A 16,384-nucleotide genomic window follows, 5' to 3' on the forward strand; every position below is an offset into this window, starting at 1 on the left:
AGAGTCGTCTCGCCCGGTCTGCAACCACCAATGAAAAAGCCGCCATGTTTCCATGGCGGCTTTTCGGCCTTTCTGCTTGGGAGGCGATTTTAGGCCGGAAGCTGGAAGATGACGTTGGCGATCAGGACGATCGCCAGGCCGCCGGCGAGTGCGAGATAGGGCAGCATGCCGGCTTTCTTGACGCCCAGATCCTGGCCGACGAGGCCAAGATCCTCCATCGCGCCGGCCGGGAATTTGCCGCCGTCGCGCACATAGTGGCGATAGGCGAAGACCGGCAGGATCAGGGCGGCGAAGATGAAGCCGACCCAGAGCGCATTGGAATAACCCCAGACCTTGGCACCGGCGCCGAGAAACAGCGCGTTGACGAAGGCCAGCACGGTGTTGAGGCCGATCAGCCAGGTCGGCGCCTTCCAGGGGCGTTCGATATGGCCGGAATCCATCCGGTGGATCCAGCCGGAATTGAGGTTCAGGAAGTTGAAGATGATGTAGCCGACATTCGAGACGGCGAGCACGAAGAAGTAGCCGCCGACATCCGAGGCGATCGCCAGCAGGAAGAGATTGAAGGCGAAATCGGTCCACATCGCCCTGGTCGGCGCGCCGTGCTCGTTGACGTGGTCGAGATATTTCGGCAGCCAACCATCCTTCGAGCCCTGGTAGAGCGTGCGCGACGAGCCGGCCATCGCCGTCATGATGGCGAGGAAAAGCGCCATGATCATCAACACGACGAGCAGCTGGGTGACGATCCGGCCGGCGCCGATCAGGCCGCCGAGCGCTTCGGCGACACCGGTGCCATCGACGATGCCGGGGGCCAGCATGCCTGCATGGCCGAGAACGCCCTGGAAGGCGAAGGGCACGAGGAAGAAGAACAGGCAGCAGGCAAGGCCGGAATAGAAGATCGCCTTGAAGGTGTCGGTCTTCGGGTTCTTCAGCTCGCGGGTGTAGCAGACCGCCGTCTCGAAGCCGTAGGTCGACCAGGCGGCGATATAGAGGCCGCCGAGGAAGAGCGTCCAGCCGCCGTTGCTCCAGGTGCCGTCGGCAGCGGCATAGGCGGCTGTCGGCGGCACGAGGCCGGTGACGTTGGTGGCAAGGATCTGGCCGCTGACGATCGGATAGAGGCCGATGATGAGCAGCGGCACCAGCACGATGATGGCCAGCCACTTCTGCACGCTTGCCGTTTCCGAAATGCCACGATGCTGGATCGCGAAGATGATCAGCATCAGCATGCCGCCGATGAAGAAGGTGGCGTTGATATTGGCGGTGGCGAGGAAGGGAATGTTGAAGCTCAAGAGCGACCAGCTGCGGATCGCCGGCGTCAGAGCGGCGATCCCGTCGGTGCCGAGCAACGCCTTGACGGCGTCATCCGGCGTAGTGCCGGCATGGGCTGCGATATATTCGGCGACGCGGGGGCTGTCGGCCGTGACGGAAGCGGCATGCGCTGAGATCCAGTCGAGGACCATTTGCGAATCCGCCGCCGGAATTGGGTAGAAAGCGTTGAGGATATAACCGGCGGCGATGGCGCAGCCGAGCGACAGCACCGGCGACCAGGCAAACCAGTTGCACCAGACGGACAGCGGCGCGATGAATTTCGAGTAACGCAGCCAGGCAGTGGCGCCGTAGACTGAGGCGCCGCCGGATTTGTTGGCGAACATGCCGGCGATTTCGGCATAGGTGAAGGATTGCAGGAAACCCATCACCATCGAGATGATCCAGACGACGAAGGCGAGCTTGCCCGTCGTGCCTGCGATGCCGCCAATGGAGAAAAGAACGAGCGGCGGCACGCCCGCAGCCACCCAGAATGCGCCCTTCCAGTCGAGCGCGCGTACAAGCTTACCTTCGGTGCCGGATGCAATCCCGGCCTCCACAACGTCTGTCATCGGTGAAATTCCCCATTCTATTTGTTCCGGACGTATCTTCGTACGTCTCCCTGAACGTGTCTCCCTGACAGTCTCAAGCCCGCCCGGATGATTTTGGCGATCCGTGTTCCCGACGGATTCCCCGAGTCTCAACTCTTTATGCATAGTGAAGATATTTTCTTTTTAGTCAACATCACTTTACTTTCCCGGGGCATTTTGTAACCTGCATGGATGGGTGTCCGAGGACGCCCGATCCTCCCATGAGGGCAGTATGCGAGAACTTCATCCTGCTATGACAGGCCTGCGGCCGACCGCTCCGAGCCTCGTGTATTATCCCGGCATTCCCACCCTGCCGGCGGGAACCGAGCGCTATAGGACAAAGGGCGGCGGATCGGTCGTTATGCGCGTCGAGCCGGGCGATCGCGTCAGCGTCATCGACAGCGAGGGCGGTCAGCTCTGCGAGATCTCCTTTCTCGACGAGAAAGGGCGTTTCCTCGCGGCCGGTCTCGGAACGGATTTCAGCAATTCAGCCGAAGGTTTGAAAGCCATTCTTCAAGCGGAGGATGAGAGCGCTGCCCGTACGCGTGCAGCGCTTCAGCGTCGCGGCGCCGATCTGGCAGTCGCCGGCGCGCTCTGCATCTTCGGGGCGGGATCGATGCCTGGCAGCCGGGCGGATTTCACGATTTCCCTGAAGGGCCTGCTGATCGTCGCGGCACCCGCCAGCACCATGTCGCCGGAGGCGCAGGATACGGCGACGCCGATCGAGATCAGGATCATGCGCAGCCTGCTGATCCGCGATTACGCTTCCGCTTTGCCGGAACCGGCCGCCGATCCCGTCGAGGATATCCGCATCCGGGCGGCGACCGCCGCGGCCTATTTCGTGCGGGCCGGCGAATTCATCCAGATCATCGACGTCTATGGACGCCAGTGCACCGATTTCCAGGCCTTCGCCGCCCGCAAGGTCGACAAGGGTCTCGACCTCGCGCTCGATTCCACCGTCACCCGCACTCTGCTCGGCCGCAGCTATCCGATGCCGGGTCTCCCCTCCAAGGCCTTCGACCGCGACTTCGAGCCACTGGTCGAAATCGTCCAGGATACGGTCGGGCGCCACGATGCTTTCGCGACCGCCTGCAACTCGCGCTATTACGACGACATGGGTTATCCCGGCCACGTCAATTGCACGGATAATTTCAATGCGGTGCTGGCGCCTTACGGCATTGCCGGCCGCAAGGGCTGGGAAGCGCTGAACTATTTCTACAACACCAATATCGACCACAACAACCAGCTCTATCTCGACGAGCCCTGGTCGCGTCCCGGCGATTACGTGCTGATGCGGGCGCTGACCGATCTCGTCTGCGTCTCCTCGTCTTGCCCTGACGATATCGACGCTGCGAACGGCTGGGATCCGACGGATATCCACGTCCGCACCTTTTCCGGAAAAGAGAAATTCTCACGAGCGGTGGCCTATCGCATGACCCCAGATGCAGACGCCGAACTGACGCGCGAAACCGCCTTCCATCCCCGCCTCTCCGCCTTGACACGGGACTACACCGAATATCGCGGCTACTGGCTGCCGAACCGCTTTTCCAGCGAAGGGCCGGTCGAGGAATACTGGGCCTGCCGCGAGCGCGCTGCCGTCATCGACCTCTCGCCCTTGCGGAAATTCGAGGTGACGGGGCCGGATGCCGAAGAGCTGCTGCAATATTGCCTGACGCGCGACGTGCGCAAACTGTCGACCGGCCAGGTTGTCTATTCCGCCATGTGCTACGAAAACGGTGGCATGATCGACGATGGCACGCTGTTCCGGCTCGGTGACAAGAACTTCCGCTGGATCGGCGGCGATGATTTCAGCGGCATCTGGTTGCGTCAGCAGGCGGAGAAAAAGGGTTTCAAAGCCTGGGTCCGCTCTTCGACCGATCAGATGCACAACATCGCCCTGCAGGGGCCGAAAAGCCGCGAGATCCTCAAGGAGATCATTTGGACGGCGCCGCGCCAGCCTGATATCGGCGAGCTCGAATGGTTCCGCTTCACCGTCGGCCGTATCGGCGGCTTCGAGGGCGCTCCTGTCGTCGTCTCGCGCACCGGTTATACGGGTGAGCTCGGCTACGAGATCTTCTGTCATCCGAAGGATGCGCTGACGGTGTTCGACGCGGTCTGGGAGGCGGGCCAGCCGTACGGGTTGAAGCCGATGGGGCTGGAGGCGCTCGACATGGTTCGCATCGAGGCGGGCCTGATCTTTGCCCATCACGAATTCACCGACCAGACGGACCCGTTCGAGGCCGGGATCGGCTTCACGGTGCCGCTGAAATCCAAGCAGGACGAATTCATCGGCCGCGAGGCGCTGATCCGGCGCAAGGAGCATCCGCGCCATCTGCTCGTCGGCCTCGACATCAAGGCCAACGAGGCCGTCGGCCATGGCGATTGCATCCATATCGGCCGGGGCCAGGTGGGCGTTATCACCAGCGCCACGCGCTCGCCGATCCTCGGCAAGACGATCGCGCTCGCCCGCATCGACGTGATGCATGCAAGCCCCGGCACCGAGGTCGAGATCGGTAAGCTCGACGGCCACCAGAAGCGCCTGCCGGCGACGACCGTGCCGCTTTCGCACTACGACCCGCAGAAGACGCGGCCGCGCTCGTAATGCCTGCTTTCGAGGTCGGGAGACGGTGATCGGCAGTTGATATTGCCGCCGACGCGCACGACCAGCGAGATGCAATCTAATGGCGAATTGGCGTGTCAAAAAAACTAAAAGTTGACATATCCGGCTTTGATGATTATATCTCGGTGGTCGATATTGCTTGTTTGACTTTTGTTATCGCACGCTGGCAACGTGCCCTGGACGAACTTCCCTCTTCAAAATCGAGATCATCATCCGTCGTGCTTCCGCACGTGCGGTCGTTCAATTGCTATGAAAGGGTTTGTTATGACCACTGGCACAGTTAAATGGTTCAATTCCACCAAGGGCTTCGGCTTCATTCAGCCTGATGACGGCGGCGCTGACGCCTTCGTCCACATCTCTGCCGTCGAACGCGCCGGCATGCGCGAAATCGTCGAAGGCCAGAAGATCGGCTACGAGCTTGAGCGCGATAACAAGTCGGGCAAAATGTCCGCTTGCAATCTCCAAGCTGCTTAAACTGAAATCTGCTTTCCTTTGACCGCGGATGTACCGGCACTGTCGAAAGTATGATACTATCAAGGTCAGGCAAGTTGCCTGGCCTTTTTGCTGCTTTCGCCAAGCGGGCTCACAAATCCAGGATTAATATGACAGAGTCACACAGCAAATCACGCAAGCAGGCGGAGATTGCCTTTGGAAACGCGCAATCGCAATTCCTGGCGCGAAGCCGCGCGGTCGAAGAGATCGATTCGACCGTACGTGCCCGCGAGGAAAAAACCTTGCGGTTACGCGAAGCGCGTGAAGCCAAGGAATTGCAGGATCGCCTGACAGGGGTTACTGCTCCCAGCGCGAAGCGAAAAAAGAAAATCTGACCCTACGGCATAATTCCTTAAATCGGTCCGATTTCCGGATAAAGCGATGCAGCAGTTCAAGGTATTACAGCGCCCTTTGCGCGTCTTAAGACGTGCGGCGCCGTAGGGTCGAAGTCAAACAGTCAGGAAACAGATTTGAAAAACGCCAAAAACAACGAGCTTTCCGATCGCCGCAGCGCCGCTGCCGAAGCCAAGGCGGCTCTCCTCAATGCGTATCGTAGCGCCAAGGATTCAGCCGAACCGACAAGGCTGGCAAAGCAGGCGGAGCGTCAAGCCATTGCCGCGGCCAGGGAAGAACGTCGCGCTCAGCGGGAACGGGTCAAGCTCGAGGAGCTGGAGCGGGCTCAGGCCGCCGAGGCCGAACGTCAGGCTGCCGCCGAGGCCGCAGCACGCGCCGATGCCGACGCGCGCGAAGCGGCTGACAAAGACCGGATCGCCCGGGTGATTGCCGATGAAGCCGCCCGAAAGGCCGAACGCGACCTGCGTTACGCTAATCGCAAAGCCAGGAAGTCCTGATCGTCAGCGCCGCCTGTTGTCGTAACAGGCAGCGCTCTCTTTCAAGCGGCCTGCACGGCTGCATTCAGCGGGATTTCGACGTCGATCTCAAGGGTCGAGACGTATTCGTTGCGGTCGATCGTCACCTGCACCTTGTCGTGGTCGAGTTGTACATGCTTTGCGATCACCGCAAGGATTTCCTCGCGCAGCAGGGTGACCAGGTCCGACCCCGCCGAGGAACGTTCATGTGCGAGAAGGACCTGCAGCCGTTCACGGGCGGCCGGTGCGGTTCTCTGCTTGTTGAAAAGACGGAAAATATTCATGCCGCCCTCCGTCCGAAGATCTTACCGAAAATATTCCTCTTTTCCTCTGGGATGGCGATCGGCACCGTCTCGCCGGCGAGCCGGCGAGCGGCATCGAAATAGGCCATCGCAGCCGCGCTGCGGCTGTCTGCCAGCGTAACCGGCGCACCGATGTTGGATGCCCGCAGAACATCCATGCTTTCGGGTATGATGCCGAGCAGCGGGATGGACAGGATTTCCAGGACGTCGTCGACCTTGAGCATGTCGCCGCGTTCGGCGCGGTTGGCGTCGTAGCGGGTGAGCAGCAAGTGCTTTTCCATCCGCTCGCCGCGCTCGGCCTTGGCGGTCTTGGCATCCAGCAGGCCGATGATGCGATCGGAATCGCGCACCGACGAGACCTCGGGATTGGTGACGACCACGGCAACATCGGCGTGGCGCATGGCAAGCGTTGCGCCGCGCTCGATCCCGGCGGGGCTGTCGCAGATGATCCAGTCGAAATAGCGCTTCAGGTCGTTGATGACGCGCTCGACGCCCTCGGCTGTCAGATTGTCCTTGTCGCGCGTCTGCGAGGCCGGCAGCAGGAACAGCGTTTCCAGCCGCTTGTCGCGGATCAGCGCCTGGGTAAGCTTGGCGTCGCCCTGGATGACATTGATCAGGTCGTAGACCACCCTGCGCTCGGCGCCCATGACGAGGTCGAGATTGCGCAGGCCGACGTCGAAATCGACGACGACGACTTTTTCATTGCGTTGCGCCAGCGCCGCTCCCAATGCGGCGGTCGAGGTGGTCTTGCCAACCCCGCCCTTGCCTGACGTGACGACGATCACTTTCCCCATCATTGTCTCTCCTTTGCCGTGGCCCCAGTAATTCTAAGTGTTAAAGCGTCCTTTGCGGCTCTCGAAGAGACGCGCGGCGCTGTCGTCAGATCAGTTTTTCCGCCATGATCGCGTCGTCTTCAAGCCAGAGCTGAACAGCCTGTCCGCGAAGATTGGGGGCCATGTCTTCCGCCATTTTGTAGATGCCGTCGATTGCAACCAGCTCGGCCTCGAGCTTGCGGCAAAAGATCCGCGCCGATGCGTTTCCGATGGATCCCGCCATGGCTCGGCCACGCAAGGCGCCATAGATATGGACGGAGCCGCCGGCGATGACCTCGGCACCCGAGGCGACCGATCCGATGACGGTGACGTCGCCTTCCGGAAAGATCACCGATTGCCCCGAGCGCACCGGCTCCCTGATGACGATCGATTGCATGGCCGGGCGGGTCTCCGCCACTGCCTGTTTGCCGGGCGGATCGGCAGGCTCCTTTGCCTGAACCTCGATATCGGAAACCGAACGACCGCCTTTGAGTGCCGGCGGCATGCCGGGTCCGAGGATCGAAGGCCGCGCGCCTTCGATGCCCATGATGCTGACATTGCGCTTGGCAAGTTCGGCAATCAGGTCCTTCAGCTGCGGCCGGTCGATTTGCAGGTCCGTCAGGTCGAGCACGACGGGCCGTCCAAGGAAGAAGCCGGCCGAACGCGCGGCCAGATCGTCCAGCCTGATCAACCAATCATCGATCGGAAGATCCGGGGACAGCATGACCGCGAGGAATGAGCGGCCCTTGATGCGGATAGAGCGAGCGTCTGTTAGCACTTTGGTCATCTATGTGAAGAAATCGTTGACCATGTCTACCGCTGCTATGGTTAACAAAAAGTTAACGCAGCCTTAACATTAGCCATAATCACAGCAGATTCTGCAAGCGCAGGACTACCGCAAGTCATTGGAAAAGCGTTGCAATCTGCGGAGGCGCCGAACGGTTAATAATGCGGCTTTGAACGTGAGCCGCAAATCTGCCGCTGCTTGGGTAAAGCTCAGCCTTCTGCCTTGCGTTGTGCGTTGGAAATGGCCCGTGCGGCCTCTTCCGAGGAGTTGGCGAGCGTGCGCATTTCGGCGGCAAGCACCGCAAAGCCTGATCCGGCCGTGCCGGCGCGGACGGCCTCGATGCCGGCATTGACGGCGAGCAGCTTGAGGTAACGCAGCGATTGCAGAATCTCATTGGTCTTCGAAGCGGTGACGCGCATGTCGGCGGTCTGGTCATCGATTCGCTGGTAGAGTGATTCGATGTTGATGATGCTGCCTTCGAGATAGAGAAGCTCGCCCTTTTCGTCCCAGATGCCGCCGCCGGTCTCGGTGACCCAGATGAGATGGCCCATGGCGTGACGGATGCGGTATTCCATCGTCCAGTCTGTGCGCTTCTCCAGCGCCCGTCCGACGATCTCGTCCATCAGAGGCACATCTTCCTCGTACATGATCGAGGTGAAGGTCCGCGTGCGGTTGCCGATGATTTCGTCGGCCGGATAACCGAAGATGCGCTCGATGCCGTTGGTCATCTCAAGCATCGTATAGTTTTCATCGGCGCGGCAGCGATAGAGAAAACCGCTCATGCGCCCGAGAATGCTCGTTTGAAAATCCATGAAGGCCACATCCGAAGAGAAGAGTTGCAGATGGATTTATGTATGTCGTCTCGTTTCCGGAGGAGAGTGCCCGAACACCCTCCTCCGGCAATGCAGGCCCGCCTCATCAGTTGCGCAGATATTCCTCCATGGAATCGTCGAGCGCCTCGACCCAGGGCGTGTGGTGCGTCGGCGACATGTTGCCGGTCATCAGCGATCGGTAGGCATGGTCGCGGAAGCCCATGATGTTGTGGGCCTTGTGGTGTTCCCACTCCATGAAGGTCTGGTTGGTCGCCTCGATGTCGAAGCTGGGATAATCGGTTTCGGCAAGCAGTTCCTTCACATAGTCACCCTGATACCAGATCATCTGCTCGGCATCCTCAAGTGTTTCCTCGCGGGCGCGCCACATGTCGAAATTGGCTTTCAGCTCCTCTTCCGGCGGCAGGGTGATGCGGCCCATCATCACGTCGCGTGCCCACCAGGCCTGCACGTCGAACATGTTGAAGGTGTAGAACTGGTCCTGCATGCCGATATAGAAAAGCTGCGGGTTCCTGTCGAAGATCACCCCCTTGTAGAGGCTGTCGGCCCAAAGGCGGTTGGCGGTCTTCAGCCGGAGATCGTCGGGCAGGAAGGGGAAGTGGTGCTGGTATCCGGTGCAGAGGATCACCGCATCGACCTCCTTGGTCGAGCCGTCGAGGAAATGCGCCGTGCGGTTTTCGAGCTTGGTCAGAAGCGGCCGCTCCTCGAAATTCTCCGGCCATTTGAAGCCCATCGGTTTTGAGCGATAGCTCGTCGTCACCGATTTCGCGCCGTATTTCCAGCATTGCGAGCCGATGTCTTCGGCCGAATAGCTGCGGCCGACGAGCAGGATATCCTTGCCCTTGAACTCCAGCGCGTCGCGGAAGTCGTGGGCGTGCAGCACGCGGCCGTTGAAGGTCTTCACACCCTCGAAATAGGGCACGTTCGGCGTCGAGAAGTGACCGCTGGCGACGACGACATAGTCGAATTCCTCGTCATACATCCGGTCCTCGATGCGGTTATGCGCCGTCACCGTGAACTTCTTCGTCTGATCGTCGAAGCGGACCATGCGCACCGGCGTGCTGAAGCGCACCCAATGGCGGACGTTCGCCTTCTCGACGCGGCCCTTGATATAATCCCAGAGCACGGCGCGCGGCGGATAGGAGGCGATCGGCTTGCCGAAATGCTCCTCGAAGGAATAATCGGCAAATTCGAGGCATTCCTTCGGGCCGTTCGACCAGAGGTAACGATACATGCTGCCATGGACCGGCTCGCCATATTCGTCGAGCCCGGTGCGCCAGGTATAGTTCCAGAGCCCGCCCCAATCCGACTGCTTTTCGAAGCAGACGATCTCCGGGATCTCGGCGCCCTTCTGGGCCGCCGATTGAAAGGCGCGCAGCTGCGCCAGCCCGGAAGGACCGGCACCGATGACGGCTACTCTTGTCATGAAGCATTCCCCTCTTGATTATATCGTTTTATCTGGTGCATCGCTGCACCTCAGTCCGGATAGATGCCGGGGCTGGTCGGCGCCCCATCGTCATATTTCGAAAGCCAGTCGATCGTCGTCTCGCGGAAGCGGGTGAGGCCCTTGTAGTCGATAAGCTCCGGCGGCAGCGTCCTCAGCACGCGCGGAAAGCGGCGCGCCCATTTCGGCACGGTGACGAGCTCTTCCATGTTTATCAGGTAGCAGCGGATGACGAAGAGGATGGCGTTCGAGCGCGGCAGGCGCCAGAGGCTTTGCAATTCGACACGCAGATGCACCTTCTCGCCGACATTGTCTGGCGTCACCGTCGTGCGGTCAGGACCCCATTTGTGATAATTCTCCGGGCTGGTGTCGAGCCGCGGATTGATCGTCATCGTCCAGTTGAAGCGTCGTGTCGGCTTGCCCTGCTGCAGGTTCAGCAGGAATTTCAGCGCCCGGTCGAAGACGCCGATCTGGTGGGCGAGCGGCACCGGTCCGTGCCATTCCATGAAGTTCATGCCGATATCGAAATCGAGCGACCAGTCGGCCTGCGTCGTCACCATGCCGGCATCCATCCAGAGATTGCTGTCGCGCTGGTCGACGATGCAGAAGTCGCCCTGGGCCTGGCGGGTGATATATTCGAAGGGCTCATAGGGCAGCGTCGAGGCATCGCCGAAGGTGAAGCTGTCGTCGATGCCGAGTGGGCGGTTGATCCAGCGCCACTGGTCGCCGTTGCGGATCAGCGTGAAATGGTCGGGGTAACCCGCCGCCTGCTCTTCCATCAACAGTTCAAGCGTATCCCATTGCGCGCTCATCATGTGCGGCAGCGCCTGGTAGCGCAGCGGATCTTCTTTTAGGACGAGGGCCCGGTCGTGCATCTCGGCAACGTAATGCTCGTCGACGTCGATCAGGCTTTCGTAGACGGTTCCCGCCCGGCCATGCACATGCGGCTCCATATTGACCGAATACATGTATTCGTCGCGGTCGAAGGGAAACGGGAAACGCCGAATGTTCTCGGGGCTGTTCCGATAGCTGAAATCGTTCCGGAAGGTTTCCTGCTTGAAGACGATTGCCATGTCCGGTCTCCTTGTTCCGCTTTTCCCGATGCCGCTAGAGATCAAGATGAAGCGTGTTTCCCTCGAAGCGGGAAACGCAGATCATCACCTTGCGGCCGGATGCTTTTTCTTCGCTCGTCAAATAGACGTCATGGTGCAGCAGCTTGCCGTCGCAGGTGACGACCCCGGTCTCGCATTGACCGCAGGCGCCGCCGCGACAGAGGAAGGGCGCGTCGACGCCCGCCGCCTCGATCGCCTCCAGCATGCTTTCGTGGTGGCCGACCTTCACGGTCTTGCCGGACCGCAGGAGCTCGATCGCGAAGGGCTTGCCTGGTAGAGACGACAGGAACCGTTCCGAATGCAGGTTCTGTTCCGGCCAGCCGGCGTTGAGGCCGGTTTTCAGCACGCCGTCGATCATCCCGGATGGGCCGCAGACATAAAGATGCGTGCCGAGCGGCTGGCTGTCGAGCAAGCGGGTCAACGGAATGGTGCCGCCTTCGGCATCGCAATAGATCTTGATCCGATGTCCGCCATAGCGCTCGGCGAGTTCCTGCCAATAGGCGCCGCGGTCGCGCGTGCGGATGGCATAATGCAGCTCGAAATTGGCGCCGTCGCGGGAAAACTGCTCCATCATCGCGATGAAGGGGGTAATGCCGATGCCGCCGGCGATCAGAAGATGCTTGCGTCCGCGCCAGTCCGGCTGGAACAGGTTGACGGGATAGCTGACCTTCAGCTCGTCGCCTTCGCGGACTTTCTCATGCATGAAGGTGGAGCCGCCGCGTGAATCCTCGACGTGCAGCACGCTGATCTCATAAGCTGCGCAATCATGCGGCGGCGACATCAGCGAATAGGCATTGCGGCGCATATGGCCGCCATCGTTCATCAAAACGATGACGTGGGCGCCGCCGGAGAAATAAGGCATCGGCTTGCCGTCAAGGCGCTCGAAACGAAAGCGCTTGACGCGCTCGGCGATCGGGGTGATCCGCGCCACGCGGACAGGAATTTCAGTGCCACCGCTCAAAGGAACAACTCCTCCGGATCAGGCGCGCTGCCCGGTTCTTCCGCATCGATATTGACGCCCTGGAAGGCGGCGAGCCGGCGCGAATAATGGTCGCGCACCAGAAGCGGCAGCCCGCAATGGCTGCAGGCAAACGGGCTGGTGGTGACGTCGTCGGTGATGCCCTTGCAGTGGACGCATTGCACGCGCCGGGCCAGCGAGCCGCGATGCTCGGTGATGACGGAGGCATGGTCCATGCCGTAATCGAGCGCCACGAGCATTGCCTGGCCGATGAAGCCTTCCGTGCCCGAAAGATAAAGCCGCGTGCCCATATGGGCGGTGGCAAGCGAACCCTTCAATCGGAAGAGCAGCGTTGCGATCGTCGGTGCCGTGAAGAACATGTCGGCGCCGAGGCGGCGCAGCGTCTCGTCCAGGCCGGATCCTTGCGAGCCGCGGGCGACATAGAGGATTTCGCTGCGGGAAAGAACCGTTTCGTCAAGCGCCGGCTGCTGATCGAGCAGAGCCCTGGCACCCTCCCCTTCGAGCGCGAAAATGTGCCGCCGGGCGTTGGGCTGGATGGTCAGGCCCGTGTAGACTGGTCGGCTCTTGATGCCTGCAACGAGCATTGGCGTGCTCCTTAACCTACGGCAGTCCTCTTCTTCTTCTCCGGATCGTCGAAGGGAAGCGTATGGGCGGTGGCGCTTGCCTTCACGGTCTTGCCGCGGACTTCGAGTTTCGTCCCATGCACCGCCTTGTCAACGTCCAGACGGGCAATCGCCATGGATTTCTTCGTCAGCGCGGAATAGCTCGGGCAGGTGATGACGCCGACTTTTTTGCCGTCGGCAAAGACGTCGTCGCCGAGATCGGCCGGTCCGTCGGCATCAATCAGCATGCCGAAGATCTTGAAGCGTTCCTTGCCCTTGAGGCGAGCATGTTCCTCCGCGCCACGGAAACCCGTCTTGCCGGGGCTGACGGTGAAGTCGAGGCCGAGTTCCCAGAGGCTGTCGCCGGGCGGCTGATCGGCGAAGGGATACATCTGCGAATTGTCGTAGGGGTAGAAGAGCAGGTAGCTCTCGACCCGCAGCATGTCGAGAACGGAGAAGCAGCAGGGGATGATGCCCATCTCCTTGCCTTCCTCGACGATCCGGTCCCAGACCATGACGGCGTCCTGGCCGCGGACGAAGATTTCGTAGCCGCGTTCGCCGGTATAGCCGGTGCGCGAGATCATCACCGGCGCGCCGAACAGCGTCGTCTGCATGTGGTGGAAATATTTGAGGTCGCGGATGCCGGGCACATATTTGGCGAGGTAATCGACCGCGAGCGGGCCCTGCAGCGACAGGTCGTGCAGGTCGTCGTCGAAGAGCACGGCGCAATTGCGGCCCGCAGCCTGCTTGACGAGTTCCTCGTGGCCGGAGCCGGAGCCATGCACCAGCATCCAGGAATTCGGGCCGGTGCGATAGACGATGCAGTCGTCGGTAAAATGGCCGCGCTCGTTCAGCATGGTCGCGTAGACCGAGCGACCGGGATAGATCTTCGTCAGGTCGCGGCTGGTAATGGAGTCGAGCACGGCGATGGCGTGCGGGCCGACCAAATGCACCTTCTTCAGGCCCGAGACATCCATGATCCCGGCCTTGGTGCGGACGGCGACATGTTCTTCCGACATGTCCTTGTCGTAGGTCCAGGCGGTTCCCATGCCGCTCCAGTCCTCGAGCTTCGATCCCAGAGCGCGATGCCGATCCGCCAAGACGGAGAAACGCCATGATAAAGCCATTGTCCGTTCCCTTTTGTTTCCTCTACGGAATATTTATTTCCTGACTATATAAGTCTTTCGCGCCGTGGCAACCCCGCCCGACATGCATTTCCCAAACTTTTGACGGCACCTGCCGCAACCTTCGTCATCTGCACAACGGATGCGACTACGGTCTTGCCGTCGATGGACTATAACCCGTTTTCTCAACCCATGCGTTCGGAGGCGTAGCTGCCGGGGCTTGCCGGGAAGACTACGGTGCGGTTGCCGTTGATGAAGGTGCGGTGGTGGATATGGGCGTGGATGGCACGCGCCAGCACCTGGCTTTCGACGTCGCGGCCGATCGAGACATAGTCGTCGGGCGACTGCGCATGGGTGATGCGCGCCGTGTCCTGCTCGATGATCGGGCCTTCGTCGAGATCGGCGGTGACGTAATGCGCCGTCGCCCCGATCAGCTTCACGCCTCGGCCGTAGGCCTGCTTGTAAGGGTTGGCGCCCTTGAAGCTCGGCAGGAAGGAATGGTGGATGTTGATAATCCGGCCAGACATTTTCTGGCACATCTCGTCCGACAGGATCTGCATGTAGCGGGCGAGCACGATCAGCTCCGTGCCGGTCTGCTCGGCCACTTCCATGATATGGGCCTCGGCCTGCGCCTTGTTGGCCTTGGTGACCGGAATATGGTGGAAGGGAATGTCGTGGTTGACCACGACCTTCTGGTAGTCGAAATGGTTGGAGACGACGCCGACGATATCGATCGGCAGGGCGCCGATCTTCCAGCGGTAGAGCAGGTCGTTCAGACAATGGCCGAAACGCGACACCATCAGCAGCACCTTCATGCGCTTCTCGCTGTCGTGAAAATCGTAATCCATCGCGAAGGGCGCGGCGACGGCCGCGAAACCGGCGTCGATATCGGCGCCCGAAAGCCCCTCTTCCGAAATGAAGCTGACGCGCATGAAGAACTTGCCGGTATCGAGATCGTCGAACTGCGAGCTGTCGATGATGTTGCAGCCCCTGTCCGCCAGATAGCTCGAAATCGCCGCGACGATGCCGCGCGTCGACTTGCAGGATACGGTGAGTACGAAGTTCTTCATGCCGTCACTTTCTTCGCCATATCAAGTGCAGGGGTCTCGATCACGCCGGAGCTTGTTCGCCCCGGCGCGTTTGCCTGTCATTGGACGCGTCCAGGCCACTCAGATATCGAGCGTGCTGTCGCGTTCCCACTGGGTGAAATGCGAGCAGAAAGCATTCCATTCCTGATGCTTGAGCTTGAGATAGGCGGCGGAAAACTCGGCCCCGATCGCCTGCTTCAAGCCCTCGTCGGCATCATAGGCGCGCAGCGCGTCGAGCAGATTGAGCGGCAGGCGCGGCGCGTCCTTCACCAGATACCCCTCGGCATACATGTCGATATCGTAGTGCCGGCCGGGATCGGCTTGGCTGCGGATGCCGTCGAGGCCGGCGGCGATGATGATCGCCTGCAGCAGGTACGGATTGACCGCACCATCAGGCAGGCGCAGCTCGAAGCGGCCCGGTCCCGGCACGCGCACCATGTGGGTGCGGTTGTTGCCCGTCCAGGTCACGGTGTTCGGCGCCCAGGTCGCGCCCGATGTGGTGCGCGGCGCGTTGATGCGCTTGTAGGAATTGACCGTCGGATTGGTGATCGCGGCAAGTGCGGAGGCGTGCTTCATGATGCCGCCGAGGAAGGTTTTCCCCTGAGCGGAGAGCCCAAATGGCATTTCCTTGTCCGCGAAGGCGTTGACCTTGCCATCGATGTCCCAGACCGAGATGTGGGCATGGCACCCGTTGCCGGTCAGGCCTTTGAAGGGCTTCGGCATGAACGTGGCGCGAAGGCCGTGCTTTTCGGCGACAGACTTGACCATGAACTTGAAGAAGGAGTGCTTGTCGGCCGTCTGAAGAGCGTCGTCATACTCCCAGTTCATCTCGAACTGGCCGTTCGCGTCCTCGTGGTCGTTCTGGTAGGGCTTCCAGCCGAGCTCGAGCATGTAGTCGCAGATCTCGGCGATGACATCATACCGACGCATCACCGCCTGCTGATCGTAGCAAGGCTTCTCGGCTGTATCGAACTGGTCCGAAATCACCGAGCCGTCTGCAGAGATCAGAAAGAACTCGGGCTCCACGCCGGTTTTCACCCGGAGCCCTTCTTTCGCAGCTTCAGCGACCAGTCTTTTCAGCACCACACGCGGTGCCTGTTCGACAGGCTGATCGTCCATGACGCAGTCGGCAGCAACCCATGCGACGTCTTTCTTCCAGGGTAGCTGGATGACGGAGGAAGCATCGGGAAGCGCGAACAGGTCGGGATGGGCTGGCGTCAAATCGAGCCAGGTTGCGAAACCCGCGAAGCCGGCACCATCCTTCTGCATATCGGCGATGGCTTCTGCCGGGACCAGCTTGGCGCGTTGGCCGCCGAACAGGTCGGTATAGCTGATCATGAAATATTTGATGCCTTTGTCTTTGGCAAAAGCAGCAAGGTCCAGTGTCATTCTCGTTCCCCTTTGGATTTCTTGGAGACACTTTGCTTATGG

At 60.7% G+C, this 16,384-nt stretch carries 16 protein-coding genes; 4 read left to right on the top strand and 12 right to left on the bottom strand.

The window, feature by feature from the left end:
- Nucleotides 1–89: 89 nt before the first annotated feature.
- A complete protein-coding gene (locus tag HX898_RS16885) occupies nt 90–1,874 on the bottom strand; it encodes an APC family permease (RefSeq protein WP_180195179.1) in 1,785 nt (594 codons plus the stop codon).
- A gap of 250 nt (nt 1,875–2,124) precedes the next feature.
- Between HX898_RS16885 and HX898_RS16890 the strand changes: the two genes are divergently transcribed.
- The 4 genes from HX898_RS16890 to HX898_RS16905 all read left to right on the top strand — a co-directional run bounded on the left by HX898_RS16890 (nt 2,125) and on the right by HX898_RS16905 (nt 5,855).
- Nucleotides 2,125–4,494: a DUF1989 domain-containing protein gene (locus HX898_RS16890; RefSeq protein WP_180195180.1), complete on the top strand. Its 2,370-nt coding sequence runs from the start codon at nt 2,125–2,127 to the stop codon at nt 4,492–4,494.
- A gap of 282 nt (nt 4,495–4,776) precedes the next feature.
- Nucleotides 4,777–4,986 carry a cold-shock protein gene (locus HX898_RS16895; protein ID WP_003548109.1) on the top strand — a complete coding sequence of 70 codons (210 nt, stop codon included), beginning with the start codon at nt 4,777–4,779 and terminating at the stop codon, nt 4,984–4,986.
- Nucleotides 4,987–5,114: 128 nt separating this feature from the next.
- Nucleotides 5,115–5,339: a hypothetical protein gene (locus HX898_RS16900; RefSeq protein WP_062940231.1), complete on the top strand. Its 225-nt coding sequence runs from the start codon at nt 5,115–5,117 to the stop codon at nt 5,337–5,339.
- A 135-nt stretch (nt 5,340–5,474) separates the two neighbouring features.
- A complete protein-coding gene (locus HX898_RS16905; RefSeq protein ID WP_017957701.1) occupies nt 5,475–5,855 on the top strand; it encodes a DUF6481 family protein in 381 nt (126 codons plus the stop codon).
- 41 nt (nt 5,856–5,896) lie between these two features.
- Here HX898_RS16905 and minE read toward each other — a convergent pair whose 3' ends face one another.
- The 11 genes from minE to glnT all read right to left on the bottom strand — a co-directional run bounded on the left by minE (nt 5,897) and on the right by glnT (nt 16,342).
- Complete coding sequence (gene minE / locus HX898_RS16910) at nt 5,897–6,157, bottom strand: cell division topological specificity factor MinE (RefSeq protein ID WP_003548116.1); 261 nt, start codon at nt 6,155–6,157, stop codon at nt 5,897–5,899.
- Nucleotides 6,154–6,969 carry a septum site-determining protein MinD gene (gene minD / locus HX898_RS16915; protein ID WP_018448670.1) on the bottom strand — a complete coding sequence of 272 codons (816 nt, stop codon included), beginning with the start codon at nt 6,967–6,969 and terminating at the stop codon, nt 6,154–6,156. Before minD ends, minE begins: the two co-directional genes overlap by 4 nt.
- An 85-nt stretch (nt 6,970–7,054) precedes the next feature.
- A complete protein-coding gene (gene minC / locus HX898_RS16920) occupies nt 7,055–7,774 on the bottom strand; it encodes a septum site-determining protein MinC (RefSeq protein WP_180195181.1) in 720 nt (239 codons plus the stop codon).
- Between the two features lie 209 nt (nt 7,775–7,983).
- Nucleotides 7,984–8,586, bottom strand: coding sequence for a PAS domain-containing protein (locus HX898_RS16925; protein WP_180195182.1), 603 nt, complete (start codon nt 8,584–8,586; stop codon nt 7,984–7,986).
- Nucleotides 8,587–8,692: 106 nt separating this feature from the next.
- A complete protein-coding gene (locus tag HX898_RS16930) occupies nt 8,693–10,030 on the bottom strand; it encodes an NAD(P)/FAD-dependent oxidoreductase (RefSeq protein ID WP_180195183.1) in 1,338 nt (445 codons plus the stop codon).
- A gap of 50 nt (nt 10,031–10,080) precedes the next feature.
- Nucleotides 10,081–11,121: a DUF3445 domain-containing protein gene (locus HX898_RS16935; RefSeq protein WP_138389588.1), complete on the bottom strand. Its 1,041-nt coding sequence runs from the start codon at nt 11,119–11,121 to the stop codon at nt 10,081–10,083.
- Nucleotides 11,122–11,155: 34 nt separating this feature from the next.
- Nucleotides 11,156–12,121, bottom strand: coding sequence for a PDR/VanB family oxidoreductase (locus tag HX898_RS16940; RefSeq protein ID WP_180195184.1), 966 nt, complete (start codon nt 12,119–12,121; stop codon nt 11,156–11,158).
- Nucleotides 12,118–12,723: a dimethylamine monooxygenase subunit DmmA family protein gene (locus HX898_RS16945; RefSeq protein ID WP_180195185.1), complete on the bottom strand. Its 606-nt coding sequence runs from the start codon at nt 12,721–12,723 to the stop codon at nt 12,118–12,120. Before HX898_RS16945 ends, HX898_RS16940 begins: the two co-directional genes overlap by 4 nt.
- Before the next feature lie 11 nt (nt 12,724–12,734).
- Nucleotides 12,735–13,868 carry an aminomethyltransferase family protein gene (locus tag HX898_RS16950; RefSeq protein WP_180195186.1) on the bottom strand — a complete coding sequence of 378 codons (1,134 nt, stop codon included), beginning with the start codon at nt 13,866–13,868 and terminating at the stop codon, nt 12,735–12,737.
- Between the two features lie 182 nt (nt 13,869–14,050).
- On the bottom strand, nt 14,051–14,935 hold the full coding sequence (gene purU, locus HX898_RS16955) for a formyltetrahydrofolate deformylase (RefSeq protein WP_173883696.1): 885 nt from the start codon (nt 14,933–14,935) through the stop codon (nt 14,051–14,053).
- A 99-nt stretch (nt 14,936–15,034) separates the two neighbouring features.
- Nucleotides 15,035–16,342 carry a type III glutamate--ammonia ligase gene (gene glnT, locus HX898_RS16960; protein ID WP_131628617.1) on the bottom strand — a complete coding sequence of 436 codons (1,308 nt, stop codon included), beginning with the start codon at nt 16,340–16,342 and terminating at the stop codon, nt 15,035–15,037.
- Between the last annotated feature and the right edge of the window lie 42 nt (nt 16,343–16,384).

This window comes from Rhizobium sp. WYCCWR 11128, assembly GCF_013416305.1.
Taxonomy (GTDB): Bacteria; Pseudomonadota; Alphaproteobacteria; order Rhizobiales; family Rhizobiaceae; genus Rhizobium; species Rhizobium indicum.